At 33.0% G+C, this 13795-nt stretch carries 14 protein-coding genes; 3 read left to right on the top strand and 11 right to left on the bottom strand.

The features are described 5' to 3' along the window. Positions 1 to 3 precede the first annotated feature (3 nt). From ACW5YJ_RS02430 to ACW5YJ_RS02410, 5 genes are all read right to left on the bottom strand, one after another. On the bottom strand, positions 4 to 1020 hold the full coding sequence (locus ACW5YJ_RS02430; RefSeq protein ID WP_017723980.1) for a sugar kinase: 1017 nt from the start codon (positions 1018 to 1020) through the stop codon (positions 4 to 6). Next, positions 1013 to 1762 (bottom strand): 2-dehydro-3-deoxy-phosphogluconate aldolase, encoded by a 750-nt coding sequence (gene dagF, locus ACW5YJ_RS02425; RefSeq protein ID WP_017723981.1) that lies wholly within the window; start codon positions 1760 to 1762, stop codon positions 1013 to 1015. Before dagF ends, ACW5YJ_RS02430 begins: the two co-directional genes overlap by 8 nt. Continuing rightward, on the bottom strand, positions 1762 to 2868 hold the full coding sequence (locus ACW5YJ_RS02420) for a DgaE family pyridoxal phosphate-dependent ammonia lyase (RefSeq protein ID WP_457338440.1): 1107 nt from the start codon (positions 2866 to 2868) through the stop codon (positions 1762 to 1764). The genes dagF and ACW5YJ_RS02420 overlap by 1 nt, the downstream gene beginning before the upstream one ends. After that, positions 2846 to 3946: an amidohydrolase/deacetylase family metallohydrolase gene (locus ACW5YJ_RS02415; RefSeq protein ID WP_017723983.1), complete on the bottom strand. Its 1101-nt coding sequence runs from the start codon at positions 3944 to 3946 to the stop codon at positions 2846 to 2848. Before ACW5YJ_RS02415 ends, ACW5YJ_RS02420 begins: the two co-directional genes overlap by 23 nt. Positions 3947 to 4113: 167 nt before the next feature. After that, on the bottom strand, positions 4114 to 4647 hold the full coding sequence (locus ACW5YJ_RS02410) for a phenolic acid decarboxylase (RefSeq protein ID WP_017723984.1): 534 nt from the start codon (positions 4645 to 4647) through the stop codon (positions 4114 to 4116). A gap of 92 nt (positions 4648 to 4739) precedes the next feature. Here ACW5YJ_RS02410 and ACW5YJ_RS02405 point away from each other — a divergent pair, with 92 nt between their 5' ends. Then, the gene (locus tag ACW5YJ_RS02405; RefSeq protein WP_017723985.1) at positions 4740 to 5285 is read left to right on the top strand and encodes a PadR family transcriptional regulator; all 546 of its coding nucleotides are present in this window, start codon (positions 4740 to 4742) and stop codon (positions 5283 to 5285) included. Between the two features lie 67 nt (positions 5286 to 5352). On the opposite strand, the gene ACW5YJ_RS02400 is transcribed toward ACW5YJ_RS02405, so the two are convergent. Further along, a complete protein-coding gene (locus ACW5YJ_RS02400) occupies positions 5353 to 6447 on the bottom strand; it encodes an ABC transporter permease (RefSeq protein ID WP_017723986.1) in 1095 nt (364 codons plus the stop codon). Then, the gene (locus tag ACW5YJ_RS02395) at positions 6444 to 7172 is read right to left on the bottom strand and encodes an ABC transporter ATP-binding protein (protein ID WP_107552519.1); all 729 of its coding nucleotides are present in this window, start codon (positions 7170 to 7172) and stop codon (positions 6444 to 6446) included. Before ACW5YJ_RS02395 ends, ACW5YJ_RS02400 begins: the two co-directional genes overlap by 4 nt. A 139-nt stretch (positions 7173 to 7311) precedes the next feature. Here ACW5YJ_RS02395 and ACW5YJ_RS02390 point away from each other — a divergent pair, with 139 nt between their 5' ends. Then, complete coding sequence (locus ACW5YJ_RS02390) at positions 7312 to 7878, top strand: TetR/AcrR family transcriptional regulator (RefSeq protein WP_457338439.1); 567 nt, start codon at positions 7312 to 7314, stop codon at positions 7876 to 7878. 480 nt (positions 7879 to 8358) lie between these two features. Beyond that, entirely contained in the window at positions 8359 to 8490 is a 132-nt protein-coding gene (locus ACW5YJ_RS02385; protein ID WP_017723991.1) for a beta-class phenol-soluble modulin, read from the top strand. An 87-nt stretch (positions 8491 to 8577) separates the two neighbouring features. Here ACW5YJ_RS02385 and ACW5YJ_RS02380 read toward each other — a convergent pair whose 3' ends face one another. The 4 genes from ACW5YJ_RS02380 to ACW5YJ_RS02365 all read right to left on the bottom strand — a co-directional run bounded on the left by ACW5YJ_RS02380 (position 8578) and on the right by ACW5YJ_RS02365 (position 13781). After that, on the bottom strand, positions 8578 to 9981 hold the full coding sequence (locus ACW5YJ_RS02380) for a sugar porter family MFS transporter (protein WP_457338438.1): 1404 nt from the start codon (positions 9979 to 9981) through the stop codon (positions 8578 to 8580). A 70-nt stretch (positions 9982 to 10051) separates the two neighbouring features. After that, complete coding sequence (araA, locus tag ACW5YJ_RS02375) at positions 10052 to 11473, bottom strand: L-arabinose isomerase (RefSeq protein WP_017723993.1); 1422 nt, start codon at positions 11471 to 11473, stop codon at positions 10052 to 10054. 12 nt (positions 11474 to 11485) lie between these two features. After that, a complete protein-coding gene (locus ACW5YJ_RS02370; protein WP_017723994.1) occupies positions 11486 to 12181 on the bottom strand; it encodes an L-ribulose-5-phosphate 4-epimerase in 696 nt (231 codons plus the stop codon). Beyond that, the gene (locus ACW5YJ_RS02365; protein ID WP_457338437.1) at positions 12159 to 13781 is read right to left on the bottom strand and encodes a xylulokinase; all 1623 of its coding nucleotides are present in this window, start codon (positions 13779 to 13781) and stop codon (positions 12159 to 12161) included. The genes ACW5YJ_RS02370 and ACW5YJ_RS02365 overlap by 23 nt, the downstream gene beginning before the upstream one ends. Positions 13782 to 13795 lie beyond the last annotated feature (14 nt).

The raw sequence follows: 13795 nt of genomic DNA, 5'->3' as shown, positions 1-13795 counted from the left end.
CAATTACCTCTCAATATCATTTTTTTCTTCATTTATGATTTTTATTATATCATCAGTATCAAATAATGGTGTATCTCCGGAAATTGTATGTGCCAATACACAAGATGCGGTTGAAAATGTAACCATTTCTTGAGGATCCATATTTGATAATTCACCGTGGATTACGCCACATGTATATGCATCTCCAGTACCAATTCTGTCTAAGATATTCACTTCAAAATCTTCCGAATAATACATTGTTCCATTTTTAAATAAATATCCTTTGATGTTGTTTTGATTACTTCCTTGAATTGTTCTGATAGTACCAGCAATAATATCTATATTAAATTTTTCAGCTACAACAAGTAATAATTCTTCTAATTGTTCTTCTTTACGTTCCTTAGTAGTTGTTAAATTGAGTGTGTTAATTGCATCTTTTTCACTCATAATTACAATATCCGCTTCTCTTAAAATGGTTTCATAGTATGGTTTTGCACGCTGATTTCCATTCTCACCCCATAAAGAAGGCCTAAAATTACAATCAAAAACTATTTTAATACCTTGCTCTTTTGCCACTTTGACAATAGTAAGAATATTGTTCTGAGTTAGATTATTCATAGCTAAAGATATACCACAAATATGCAACACATCAACGCCTTTCATGGATTGAACAATATCATATTCTGAGATATCTGTTGTGTTAAAGCTACTTTGCTGTCTATTTGTATAGGTCACATTACTAGGGCGATTACCAAACCCTTGCTCTAAGAAATACATACCTAAGTTATCATTATTTTTGATAATAAAATCACTGTGAATACCTAATCTTCTTATCGCACCAATAGCAGCTGTACCAATTGAATTTTCTGGTACCGCACTGATTAGGCTCGTGTCATAGCCAAATTGTGACAATAATCCCGTAACATTAACGCCTGTTCCAGTAAAAGAGTATTTCAAATTTTCCGCCTGTCTCAATAAAAGATTGTCGGGTACTTCTAACCGCATCATAATTTCCCCATAAGCTGCAATGTGCTTATTCATATAAATCCACTAATTTCTTAATTTTAGAAGTAAGCCATTCTACATCATTTATATTTGTAAGACCTGTTTCTTTATCAATAATTGAGGAATAAACATGCGGTATAATTTTGGGAACTTTACAATCTAAAGCGATTTTCACGATTTCTTCAAAATTATCTTTAGTGATGCCACCCGTTGGCTCTAACCCAAATTCTGCTCTTCCACAAGCTTCGGCTACTGCTTTATATTCTTCAACTGTTTCTAAGCCCTTCATAGGGAAAAACTTGATTGAAGATCCTCCCATATCTTTAATTAAATTAATTGCTGCTTCAATAGGTATAATTGCTTTCTCTTCTCCTTCACTACTAATAGGTCCTGTAGAAATATTTACGAAGCCTGCTTTTCCTGTGGGAGAGACTAATGCATTGACCCAAGATTGTTCATTGCTTTTAGCAGTTGTTTGTCCTACATCGGTAAATACTTGATTAATATGTGCACCTTGATAGTATCTTGCGATTTCAGCTACTACTTTAGCTTGTCGGTTATCTCCAGCACCTAAGCCAATCGAAATAGCGTCGTCAACATCCTTTCCAAATTGTGACATCGCTGTCACCGCACTATTTACATCGTCATAATCTTTCGATAACACACCTATAACGATATTTTTATCAGCTGCTTGATATACTGCTTTGATATTCTCTTCCCCTTTAGCTAAAACATTCAAAGCAACTCTATCTTTATAAAATCTATCATGTATTTTCATTAAATTTCCCCCTGTACAATTTGAATAATTGTTTCATAAATAATCTCAATTTCACCTTGTTTTAATGGTCTTGGATCAATATCAAAGAATCCTTGTTTCACTCCATAATCACGTGTATAAATTGCAACATCAGCATTTTTCAATTTTCCAACAAATTGTTCTGCAGACATATTTAAAATAGATGAATCTACATGTACGCGTGTTCTATAAATTTCTCTTCCTGCTTCATCTTGAACAATTTCTAATCGAATACCTTCATAGTTGTTAATTGGTGATAATTTCTCTAATTCACTTTTTTCTGATTCTGAATTATCAACTTTATCGAAGTATTCATCTAATGCTTGTAATAACCCAAAAGTTGATTCTTTTCCTACTTTCATACTTCGCCCGATAAAATGTAATTGAGTTTTCACAGATTCAACCAATGACTTTTTACCAGCGACTATACCAGTAGTTGGACCTTGAATTGCTTTTGAACCGCTATAAATAGCTAAGTCTGAGCACTGGATGTATTTCGTTAACTCTTCTTCTGCAGCAGCATCCACAATTAACGGTATATTATATTTTTGAGCTACTTGATATATTTCTTCAACAGATGCCATATTTTTTTGCACCGTATGATGCGATTTCACATAAAGAATGGCTGCTGTATTTTCATTTATTGCTTCTTGTATATGGTTTTCTTTACCTTCGTTTGCATACCCTACTTCAACTGTGCGACCGCCACCTAAGTAAACCATTGTCTCAATAGGCGCACCATATTGAACGTTGTGTCCTTTAAATAATATGATTTCATTTTTTTCTATGCTTTCATTGTGGAGCTTTTGACTTTTACGTTCATTTCCTTCGGTAACAATACCTGCAATCGATAATGCGATTCCACTAGACGCTGAATTTACAATGACAGCATCTTCAGCATTAATTCTATTAGCAATATATGCCCCAGATTTATCAACTAAATCTGCAATTTCTACATAGTTTTGTCCTCCAAATTTCATAGCATTCATCACAGAATTTGTTGGAGAAGACACACCCAGAATACTCATTCTCCCACTTGCATTTATAACTTGTTTTAAGCCGTATTTATAATTCAATGAATTTTCCATTTGTTACCACGCCTCTTTCTTTAATTACTTTTTTAATTGTAATTTCGTGTCCATGTGAATCTATAAGATTTTGCTGTGAATCTATGACATCGAATAAGGTTAAGTTAGCTGTCATGCCCTCTTTAAATTTTGCTAAATCAGGTTTATTTATAATTTGAGCTGGATTTTCTGTGACACCTTTAATAATTTCTTCTAATGTATAACCGAGATACAAGAATTTAGTAAGTACATTCGATAAGCTGAATACTGGACCTTCTATTCTATTTTTTTTATAAATGTCTGAACTTATACTATTAAATTGAATATGGTTACGTTGTGCTTGTTGTGCTACTTCAAATGAGAAACTTGCATTACCATGACCAACATCTAACTTCACTCCTCGACTTATTGCTTCTCTTAAAACTGTTAAAGGTACTCCATCTTGATCAAATAGGTTATTAGACTTACCGTTTAAAAAATGTGTAATAACATCGCCTTTTCTAAGTAATGGAATTACATCTTGTATTTTAGGAGGTGCGGATCCAATATGAGTCATAATCGGTAATTTTAATTGCTCACTAATCTGTATAGCTTTTTTCAAAGGCATTACACCATTATCTTTAACTACACTACTGCTAATACGCGCCTTTAATCCGATAATCATATCTTCGAATTGTTGAGCAGCTTTAATACACGCTTGTTGATTTATCCAATCCAAATTTGATAATTCATCGATTCTTTCAAGTCCTATTTTAGATATATTTAAAAATGAATATACATTAGTTAAGCTTTGTTGCGCTCTTTCGTATAACTCATTAACTCTATCAGCGCCACAACTCCCTGCATCTACGATTGTAGTAACCCCTTGTTTAACGCCTATTTCATCTATTTCATCTCCATAAGGACTAAAATCAGAGAAAGCATGAACATGTAAATCAATCCAACCAGTTGAAACAAAAGAATTCGAACCATTGAAAATTACATTTCCTTGTAATGTATTTCCATCTGAAATTTCTTTAATGACACCTTTTTCAAGTAATATATCGATTCTTCTTTTATTTAAAGTTTCAATATTTTTAATAATACCTGTACTTTTCAATATATATCACCTCTCGAAAAACATCATAACATTATAATGTTTGTAAGCGCAATCATTATAACATTATAATGTTTCGTTTTAATAAAAAATACTGATTCTTCCCTTTAAAAAGACAGAATCAGTAATTAATATTTTTATACTATGAATTTATTTAATTAACGTAATTACTATTTTGTATGTTGATAATTTTCATCAAAAAACTTACCACTTCTAATATCTTCTAAAATACCTTCATATGGCGCGACATTAACAACCGTTTCATTATTTTGTCCTGCATTACCAATATATGAAATCTTCGCAAATTCAGGTACAACTAATTTAGGGTAAGTATCGTATTTTTCACGAGATGCTTCCATTAAATCAATGTGATCATTTTGATAAGTCACTGTAATTTCTGGATGCTCTTCAACCCATTTAGGGAAGAAAATTGTACCGTGCATAAGCTGATTATTAGGTAAAAAATCTAATGCTACATCTGTACCTGTTGGTTCAGTCCAAGTTATTTTGAAAACACCCTCAGTTAATTTTACGATATTAGCTTCTTGATCTCTAACCCATCTACCAGCTACCATACCACCATGTATACGATAATCAATTGTATTCTCATTTTTCACATACATCTCATATTCCCAACCATTATCATAAGTATAAATAAGATGTGTACCTAAAAAATCTTCTAATGTTTCAAAATTATTAGTCATAAAAAAGCTCCTTCCAAACATGTAATTAATTACATGTTTTCGATTACATATAAATGCTATACTTTATTCGATAAAACGTCAAGGAGGATGTTATGGCACAAAAAAATATATTACAATATGTATTATTAGGCCTTTTAAAAAATGAACGCATGTCTGGTTATGATATCAAAAAAGCTTTTGAACGCGATATCGGTGAATTTTGGCAAGCAAATCACAGCCAAATTTATCCTGAATTAAAAAAATTGCACGGTCGTCTTTTAATTGATAAAACGATTGAAATAACAGGAGAAAAGTTAGAAAAAAAAGTATACGCTATTACAGATACAGGACGACAACTACTGAATGAATGGCTTGTTTCCCCAACACCTGAGTTGTCAGTACACAAAAATGAATTCAATTTAAAATTATATTTTATCAATGATAGAAATGATCCTATATTGCCAGTAATGTTCGATGAGCAAATTCATTTACATGAATTAAAGTTAGAACATTTAAAAGAACGACGTAAAGCATTATTTAGCAATGAAGCATCTCAAGAACAACATTATGGGCATTATCTTGTATTAGATTATGCTATTGAAAGAGAAGCACATAATATCAATTGGTTGAAATCTTGTCACCAAAATTTTAAGCATTAAAAAAGCTCCTTTCTAAGCAGTAACACTGTTAAGAAAGGAGCTTTTGTTTCTTCAAGTTAATATAAAATTAAACTTTTCTATAACGTTTAAGCCCAATAATATTTAAAATGGTAAACACGATAATAAAGACGAATAATATACAAATATCAAACCAAATATATTCAAGTCCTTGTCCTTTTATCATAATGTGCGTCAATGCATCACCTGCATATCTTAAGGGAAATAGATAACCTATGAAACTTACCCAATTAGCAATATTCTCTAAAGGAATAATACCTGAAAAAAAGATTTGAGGAATTGCTACAATAGGTATAAACTGAATCATTTGAAACTCAGAATTAGCAAAAGTTGAAACAAATATTCCCATAGCTAATGCGGCCAATGCGATTAAAATATTAACTAACAATACCCACCATATACTACCTGCAAGTTCTATGTTTAAGATAATAATCGCATAAAACACGATGAGTAACGTTTGTAATATAGCAAATAAACCATAACCTGCTAAATAGCCAAACACAATATCACTTCTTTTAATCGACGTTGCTAATAAACGTTCAAGTGTACCGTTAGTACGCTCTCTAAGTAATCCGATACCAGATATTAAAAATACGAAGAGGAAAACAAAGAAACCAATTAAAATTGGGAACATTTTATCAAAATACGTACTATCTGAATCACCATATAGATAATGATTATCCAACTCTACATTCTCTGAGGATGGCTTATTTCCTTGCTGCATATTATCTGGAATTTTTTCTACAATTTTCATCATATCTTGCATTTTATTTTTCTGAAGTGCACTAGCAAGTAACTGTTTCGTAGCATCAGTTTTACTAGGGTCTTCATTAGCATACGTTACTTCTATTTTAGACCCATCTTTCGTAATATAACTATCTAGCTCTGAATCTACCATCGTATCTTTTACAGAATCTGATGAGCCAACCTTCTCTATATCCACTTTATCTGAAGGCAATTCATTTACAATTTCGTTGGGTACATGGCCAGTGACACCAATTTTCAAATTTGTTTCTGAATTTGTATCAAAAACAAAATACAGCAATGTTAATACTAAAATCGGTGCGAACAACATTAATGCCAATGTTCTTTTATCTCTCAACAATTCCTTAACCACTCTTATAAAAACGGCTTTAAATCTCATGATTGCGCCTCCGTTTCAGCCTTTATAAACACTTCTTCTATAGAATTTACGCCAAATTTTTCTTTCAGTTCTTTTGGTGTTCCCATAGTGAATAAACGGCCTTCCATAATTAATCCAATGTAATCACAGCGTTCGGCTTCTCCCATGACGTGTGTTGTCACAATTACTGACTTATTTTCCTCTGTGAGTAGGTTAAGTTGTTTCCATATATCTTTTCTAAGGCTCGGATCAATGCCCACTGTTGGTTCATCTAATATAATTAAATTAGGATTTGACAGTAACGTAATCGCTAAAGACAATCTACGCTTCATACCACCTGAAAAAGTATTCACAATTTGATGTAATTCATTCTCTAAATTAACTAGCTTCATATTCTTATCAATCGCTTGTTTTAGCTTATCGCCGTCTAACCCCATCAAATTACCAAAGAAGACTAAATTTTCTCGCGCAGTTAACGATTCATATAGCGCATCACTTTGCCCCATATAACCAATTTCATTAAGAATTTTACGGTTAGGTATATTCGTATCAAATATTTGAGCATGACCTTTATCCAATTTCTCCATACCCATAAGGCACTTAATCGTTGTCGTTTTCCCCGAGCCACTTGGACCAATTAACCCTAAAATCTTTCCAAATGGTAATTCAATATCAATATGATCTAAAACTTTCTTTTTGCCATAATGTTTTGTCGCACTTGTTAGTTTAGCTGCAACTTCAGACATGTTTAGCCCCCTTATTAGACACAGCGTCAATCATCATTCATAATGCGATTATATACCTATATAATATAAAAACAATAAAAAGGTTATCATTACTGAACACATTTAAAAATTATGTCTAATAATATTAGGAGTGAAGAGAATGACTGAAGAATTATTTACAGATGCTCGCATATTGAAGACGAAGAAAAATACCCGAAAAGCTTTAATAACGCTCTTAAAAACTAAAAGATTTGATGATATATCGGTAAAAGATATATGTAATGAAGCTAATGTAAGTAGAGGAACTTTTTATATACATTACAAAGATAAATATGATTTAGTACATCAATATCAGAAAGAAATTATAAAAAGTGGCAGTAAGAAAGTTCATAAATTTTTAAACTCAGACCGTCATTTATTTTTTTATCACATGCTTAATTTTTGGAATAATGAAGCCGAACTTTTATTATTGCTCATCTCTAAAAATGGTTCTACTGAAATTCAAAACCAAGTAAAATCAATGTTACAAATAAATGCAGAAAAAAATATTCTGCCTTCAGTAAAAACGATTAATTTAAGTGAAAGAGAACAACATTATTTTGTAATTTTTTTGAGCAATGCGATTTTTGGTATCATTCAAGAGTGGGTAGATAACGGAAAACCAGAAACTACAGAGGAATTATCAACTATTATTAATAAGATTACCCCCGATTCGTTGTTGGGCTGAAAGTTTTCGCCCTCCTTCCTTATTGCTATGTAGACCTTTATTTAATAAAATCATCGTATCCAATCACGCATATTTCATACTAATCATATGTTCACTAACAACAATGTTAAAAATTCTCCCACCACTTTTCACAAAAGCAAAAAGAGGTAATGGAATCGATTTTTTTAAATATGATTTCATTGCCCTCTCCTTTTTTATTTTTCACTTCATTAACCTTATTCACAATAAACTCAGCTGCATAACTTACCATCATGCCACAATTCCAATAAAAGCGCTACGCAACATTAAAAAATTTACAAAGAATTAAAATTTGTATACTATACTTACAATTCCTATAAAAAAACTATCATTACACTCAGGCATAAAAAACGTTTAGTTAGGCATTTTTACGCAATTAATTAATAAAACAAGTTATATTGTATTTAACAAATTAAAGCAAATGTTTTAATTTTAAATTTCTAAAATAAAGGAGTGTTTCACATGGCAGGAATCGTAGAAGCAATTGGTAACGCAGTAAATGCAGGTTTAGCTCATGACTGGGCTACAATGGGCGTAAGCATCGCAGAGGTTTTAGGTAAAGGTGTAGACTTCATTTTAGGTTTCTTTAAATAAACATATGCATTAAAAAAGGCCTTTTCTAGAAACCCTTCTTAATTGAAGAGTTTCATAGAAAAGGCCTTTTATTATTTACTTAAATTACTATATTTTTTCCACCTGCGCATTAACCTTATTCGAATTATGTGACTCTCCAATTGCTTCAATCTCTTCAAGCGTACGACCTCTTGATTCCGGAACAAATTTTTTCACAAATAATACACCGAGTATACAGATAACACCAAAAATGGCAAAAACAATTTGCTGTGAAAAATAAGCTGTCATAATTGGGAATAAAAGCCCAACTAAGAAAGAACCAATCCAATTCAATGATGATGCACTACCCGAAGCAAAACCTCTAATTGCTAAGGGGAATATTTCACCAACAATAACCCATGTAAGTGGCGCCCATGTAAATGAATAGAAGGCCACATAAATACTTAAAAAGATTACTATCAATATCGGATTCGCATTGGGTAAAAATATATGAATAATAGCAGGCAATATAAACGATAATCCCATTACCGTGCCACCTAGCATAAGTAATGTTCTTCTGTTAAATTTATCTGCTATCCAAATAAAGAGTAATGATCCTAATACAAGTATGACACCTTGAATAATAGGCCACATAAGAGCATCACTCGCAGAATTTCCAGTTGCTTGTTCTACAATTAAGGGGATATAATAAAATATTGCATTCGCCCCCTGAAACTGTTGAAATGCTGCTACACCTAATCCTGCAACTACTAAATATTTATATTTACCATTAAATAATGTGGCTAATGACTGATTATTTTTCACATTATTCTCTTTTTGAATCGTTTTTTTAATTTCTTCAAATTCTTCATCGACTTTATGATTATTTCTAAGGTTACTTAATACAAGTTTAGCTTCTTCAAATCTACTATTTTTAATTAAGAACCTTGGAGATTCTGGAAGTTTTAAGACACCTAAGAACAAAATAAGTGCCGGAATAGCCGCAATGCTCAACATCAATCTCCAACCAATTTCTATAGGTAGCTCTCTTAAATAATAATCAACAATATACGATAATAACATTCCTGATACTATCATAGTCTGGTTCATTCCAGATAATTGACCACGATATTTCGCTGGAGCCATTTCAGACATATAAGCAGGTACTAACGCTGACGCTGCACCGACTGCCAAACCAAGTATAACTCTAGATAAAATCAAAAAGTAATTACCATCATGTGGTGCAATCCCAGACAATATTGAACCAATAACAAAAATAATTGCTGAAATCAATATCATTTTTCTTCTACCTAGTTTATCCGATAGTTTACCAGCTAAAATACCTCCAAATATTGCGCCTAGCATAACTGAAGATGTAATTAAACCTATAATAAATCCACTTTCGACACCCCAATCTTCTCTTAAAAATGGTAGAGCTCCAGTCATAACCCCTATATCATAACCGAATAATATACCACCAAATGCCCCAAAGAAATAGATAAAACGATTTGAAACCTTACTGTTAACTTTCATCCCATTCACCCTCTTTTTAATGAAAAACTTAATCACATATGCATCAATTCACGACAAACATTTTTGATATTTAATTAATTAGCGTGTATTCGGCATCAAACATTTTCAACAATATTTCTATTTGTGACCGTGTTAATTTTAGGGAAAGTACCGTGTGATGTCCTCCACCTTCTTCTATCCAACTTTTCACGCCTTTTTCTAATGATGGTTTCACTTCCCAAAGTACTCTAGCTACCGGCAAATGAGGTGCAGGTTCATCGAGTTTTTTAGCTTCTATTTCATTAACAATAAATTTATAATGTGTTCCTAAGTCAAGCATAGTTACGACAACGCCCTCACCTGATTTACCATCGAACACTAATCTTGCTGGGTCATTCTTATCACCTATACCTAGTGGATTCACAACAAGCTTCGGTTTCGTTTCGGCAAGTGTTGGATCGACCTCTAACATATGTGACCCTAGAATATGTGAATGACTACTTCTTAAATCATACGTATAATCTTCCATAAATCCTGTTGATTCATTTTCTGCAGCAATTTTCAATAAACGGTCTAACGCTGCCGTCTTCCAGTCTCCTTCGCCAGCAAATCCATACCCTTGTACATTTAACCTTTGTACTGCTAAACCTGGTAACTGTTGCATACCATGTAAATCTTCAAAGTTTGAAGTGAAAGCAGTATACCCACCTTCATCTAAGAATTTCTTAATCGCTATTTCGTACTTAATTTGTACTTTTACAGAACTGTTAAATGCCGCTTCGCTATAATTTCTGTAGTCAAATTCGTATAAATTTTCGTATGTTTTGAATAATTCATCTACATCTTCATCAGAAACTTGATTAATGTATTCTACTAAATCGCCGATACCATAATAATCAACAGTCCAACCATATTGAATTTGTGCTTCTATCTTATCTCCTTCTGTTACTGCCACATTGCGCATATTGTCCCCAAATCTAGCAACTTTTAAATTAAAACTTTCACTATAAGCATTAGCTATAAGCATCCAATCTCTTAATTGCTGTTGCACATTTGTGTCTTTCCAATGACCAAATATAACTTCATTATTTTTATTCAAGCGACGGTTAATATAACCATATTCTCTATCTCCATGTGCCGATTGATGTAGGTTCATATAATCCATATCAATGTTTTCCCAGGAAATATCTTCGTTGTATTGTGTCGCTAAATGTAATAGTGGTTTTTGTAATAATTTAGTACCTCTTATCCACATTTTTGCTGGTGAAAATGTGTGCATCCAAGTAATAACACCTAAAATATCATCATGATAATTGGCTTCTTTCATAATTTCAGTTATCACATCTGCTGAGACCGCCAATTTAGGCTGTAATTCAATTTCAAAAGGTAATCGACCACTTTCATTCAACCCTTCAACGATGTTTTTGGCGTTTTGCTTAACTTGATCTAAAGCCTGTTCACCATAAAGTGCTTGTGAACCAACTACAAACCAGAACTTCTTAATATTTGTCATTTTGCTTCCCCCTTATTTTTGACCATAGTAGGCATTCTTTCCGTGTTTTCTTTCAAAATGCTTATCAAGTATTGCTTTAGGCAATGTTTCAGCAAATGGATTTAACTGGCGCGTAAATATATTCATTTTGCATATTTCTTCTAAAACAACTGCATTCATGACGGCCTCGTCGGAGTTTTCTCCCCATATAAACGGCGCATGTCCATGTAGTAAAACAGCAGGCACTTCTTGTGGATTTATCCCCATTTCATCAAATGTTTCAACTATGACATTGCCTGTTTCATACTCATAATCCTTGTTTATTTCTTCTGTTGTTAAAAATCTTGCGCATGGAATATCACCATAAAATGTATCTGCATGTGTGGTACCCATTGCAGGAACAGGCAACCCAGATTGAGCCCAAGTGGTTGCCCATGGTGAATGTGTATGGACCACACTACCAATATCGCCAAATTTTTTATACAGTACTGCATGTGTTGGCATATCTGATGATGGTTTCAGATTCCCTTCAACAACTTCACAATCTAAATTACAAACAACCATATCCTCAGGCTTCATTTCATCATAATTAACACCACTTGGTTTAATAACAAATAACTGTGATTTTGAATCAAACGCACTGACATTACCCCAGGTATACTTAATTAGTCCTCGGTCAGGTAATTCTAAATTCGCTTGATATACTTCAGCTTTTAACGCTTCGAGCATTCGTATCGCCTCCTAAATATTTAGCTACGGATTGTTCAATCGTTAATCCTTTTTTCATTTTTTCAACATAATTATTAAAGTTAATAACTTCTTGTTCTACTGGTTGTAATGTTCTTTCTTTCGTATTTATAAATACTGATTCGTTAAGGAATACATCTAGCGGCACTTCAGAATCTAATGTGACATAATACGCTAAAACACTAATTCCCCAAGCACCTCCTTCACTTGCGGTTTCCATAACCGTTATAGGCTGTTCAAGTGCAGAAGCTAGTACTTGTTGAGCGATTTCTTTCGTTTTAAATATTCCTCCATGAGCAATTAACTTATCTATGTTGATAGATTCATTTTCCTTTAGTAAATCCATGCCAATTTTCAAAGTACTGAAAGCACTAAATAAATGCATTTTCATAAAATTTGCTAAATTGAACTGATAATTTTGCTCTCGTATAAATAACGGATAGCCTGTTTCTACATCTGTGATATTCTCCCCAGAAACATAATTATATGATAGTAAACCGCCTATATTATTATCACTACTTAATGAACATTCAAGAATATGTCCGTACAACTCATCCGATGCAAAATCAACACCCATGACGCTTAGCACTTCACCAAATAAATTCATCCAATCATTAATGTCTGAAGTACAATTATTAGTATGAATCATAGCCACTTCACTGCCATCAGGAGTTGTCACAACATCAATCTCTGGATACATATCTTTCAAAGCATTTGATAGTACGACCATGGCAAACGCACTTGTACCAGCAGATATATTACCTGTATTCTGAGCAACTGTATTTGTTGCAACCATACCTGTGCCAGCGTCCCCTTCTGGTGGGCACATCAAAATGCCAGCTTCAAGATTGCCGGAAGGGTCTAGTAACGTCGCTCCTTCTTCTGTAAGTAGCCCTCCACTTTCACCAGCTAATTTAATTTCAGGTAATATCTCTTCAACTGACTTTTCAAAATACTTTGTTTTAAAGATATGATTTGCTTCCTGTAACAAATCTTTCCTATAACTTTTTGTATGAATGTCTATAGGAAACATACCTGAAGCATCACCTATACCTAACACCTTCTCTCCAGTTAAGTACCAATGTACATATCCAGCTAATGTAGTTAAATACGTTATTCGATTTATATGGGACTCTTTATTCAATATAGCTTGATACAAATGCGCAATACTCCAACGTTCAGGTATGTTAAATTGAAATGCTTCACTAAGTAACTTCGCTGCTTTAGCTGTACTCCCATTCCTCCAAGTCCTAAATGGCACGAGTAAGTCTTCGTTTTGATCAAATGCCAGATAGCCGTGCATCATACCACTAACCCCAATAGATCTTACTTTTTTTAGGGTTAAATCATACTTTTCTTTGATTTCTACCATCATTGCACTATAACTCTTCTGCAAACCGACCCAAATGTCATTAATAGAATATGTCCAATACCCATCGATGAATTGGTTCTCCCACTCAAAATGACCAGAAGCAACAGTGTTTAAATTCTGATCTATAGCTACGGTTTTAATTCTTGTAGATCCTAGCTCAATACCTATTGAAATATCTTCACTTTTTAAATTCCTATTCAAGTTATACATGTTTTAACGCCCCT

The sequence above is a fragment of the Staphylococcus sp. mip270_02 genome, assembly GCF_054031535.1.
Note: the sequence above shows the minus strand (reverse complement) of the source record. Positions and strands in the feature narration are given on the sequence as shown.

What these genes read in the sequence shown, in the direction of transcription:
- ACW5YJ_RS02385 (WP_017723991.1), top strand. Translation starts at nt 8,359, where the DNA reads ATGGCAGGAATCGTAGAAGCAATTGGTAACGCAGTAAATGCAGGTTTA.
- ACW5YJ_RS02430 (WP_017723980.1), bottom strand. Translation starts at nt 1,020, where the DNA reads ATGAATAAGCACATTGCAGCTTATGGGGAAATTATGATGCGGTTAGAA.
- ACW5YJ_RS02400 (WP_017723986.1), bottom strand. Translation starts at nt 6,447, where the DNA reads ATGAGATTTAAAGCCGTTTTTATAAGAGTGGTTAAGGAATTGTTGAGA.
- araA (WP_017723993.1), bottom strand. Translation starts at nt 11,473, where the DNA reads ATGACAAATATTAAGAAGTTCTGGTTTGTAGTTGGTTCACAAGCACTT.
- ACW5YJ_RS02380 (WP_457338438.1), bottom strand. Translation starts at nt 9,981, where the DNA reads ATGAAAGTTAACAGTAAGGTTTCAAATCGTTTTATCTATTTCTTTGGG.
- dagF (WP_017723981.1), bottom strand. Translation starts at nt 1,762, where the DNA reads ATGAAAATACATGATAGATTTTATAAAGATAGAGTTGCTTTGAATGTT.
- ACW5YJ_RS02370 (WP_017723994.1), bottom strand. Translation starts at nt 12,181, where the DNA reads ATGCTCGAAGCGTTAAAAGCTGAAGTATATCAAGCGAATTTAGAATTA.
- ACW5YJ_RS02365 (WP_457338437.1), bottom strand. Translation starts at nt 13,781, where the DNA reads ATGTATAACTTGAATAGGAATTTAAAAAGTGAAGATATTTCAATAGGT.
- ACW5YJ_RS02395 (WP_107552519.1), bottom strand. Translation starts at nt 7,172, where the DNA reads ATGTCTGAAGTTGCAGCTAAACTAACAAGTGCGACAAAACATTATGGC.
- ACW5YJ_RS02420 (WP_457338440.1), bottom strand. Translation starts at nt 2,868, where the DNA reads ATGGAAAATTCATTGAATTATAAATACGGCTTAAAACAAGTTATAAAT.
- ACW5YJ_RS02390 (WP_457338439.1), top strand. Translation starts at nt 7,312, where the DNA reads ATGACTGAAGAATTATTTACAGATGCTCGCATATTGAAGACGAAGAAA.
- ACW5YJ_RS02405 (WP_017723985.1), top strand. Translation starts at nt 4,740, where the DNA reads ATGGCACAAAAAAATATATTACAATATGTATTATTAGGCCTTTTAAAA.
- ACW5YJ_RS02410 (WP_017723984.1), bottom strand. Translation starts at nt 4,647, where the DNA reads ATGACTAATAATTTTGAAACATTAGAAGATTTTTTAGGTACACATCTT.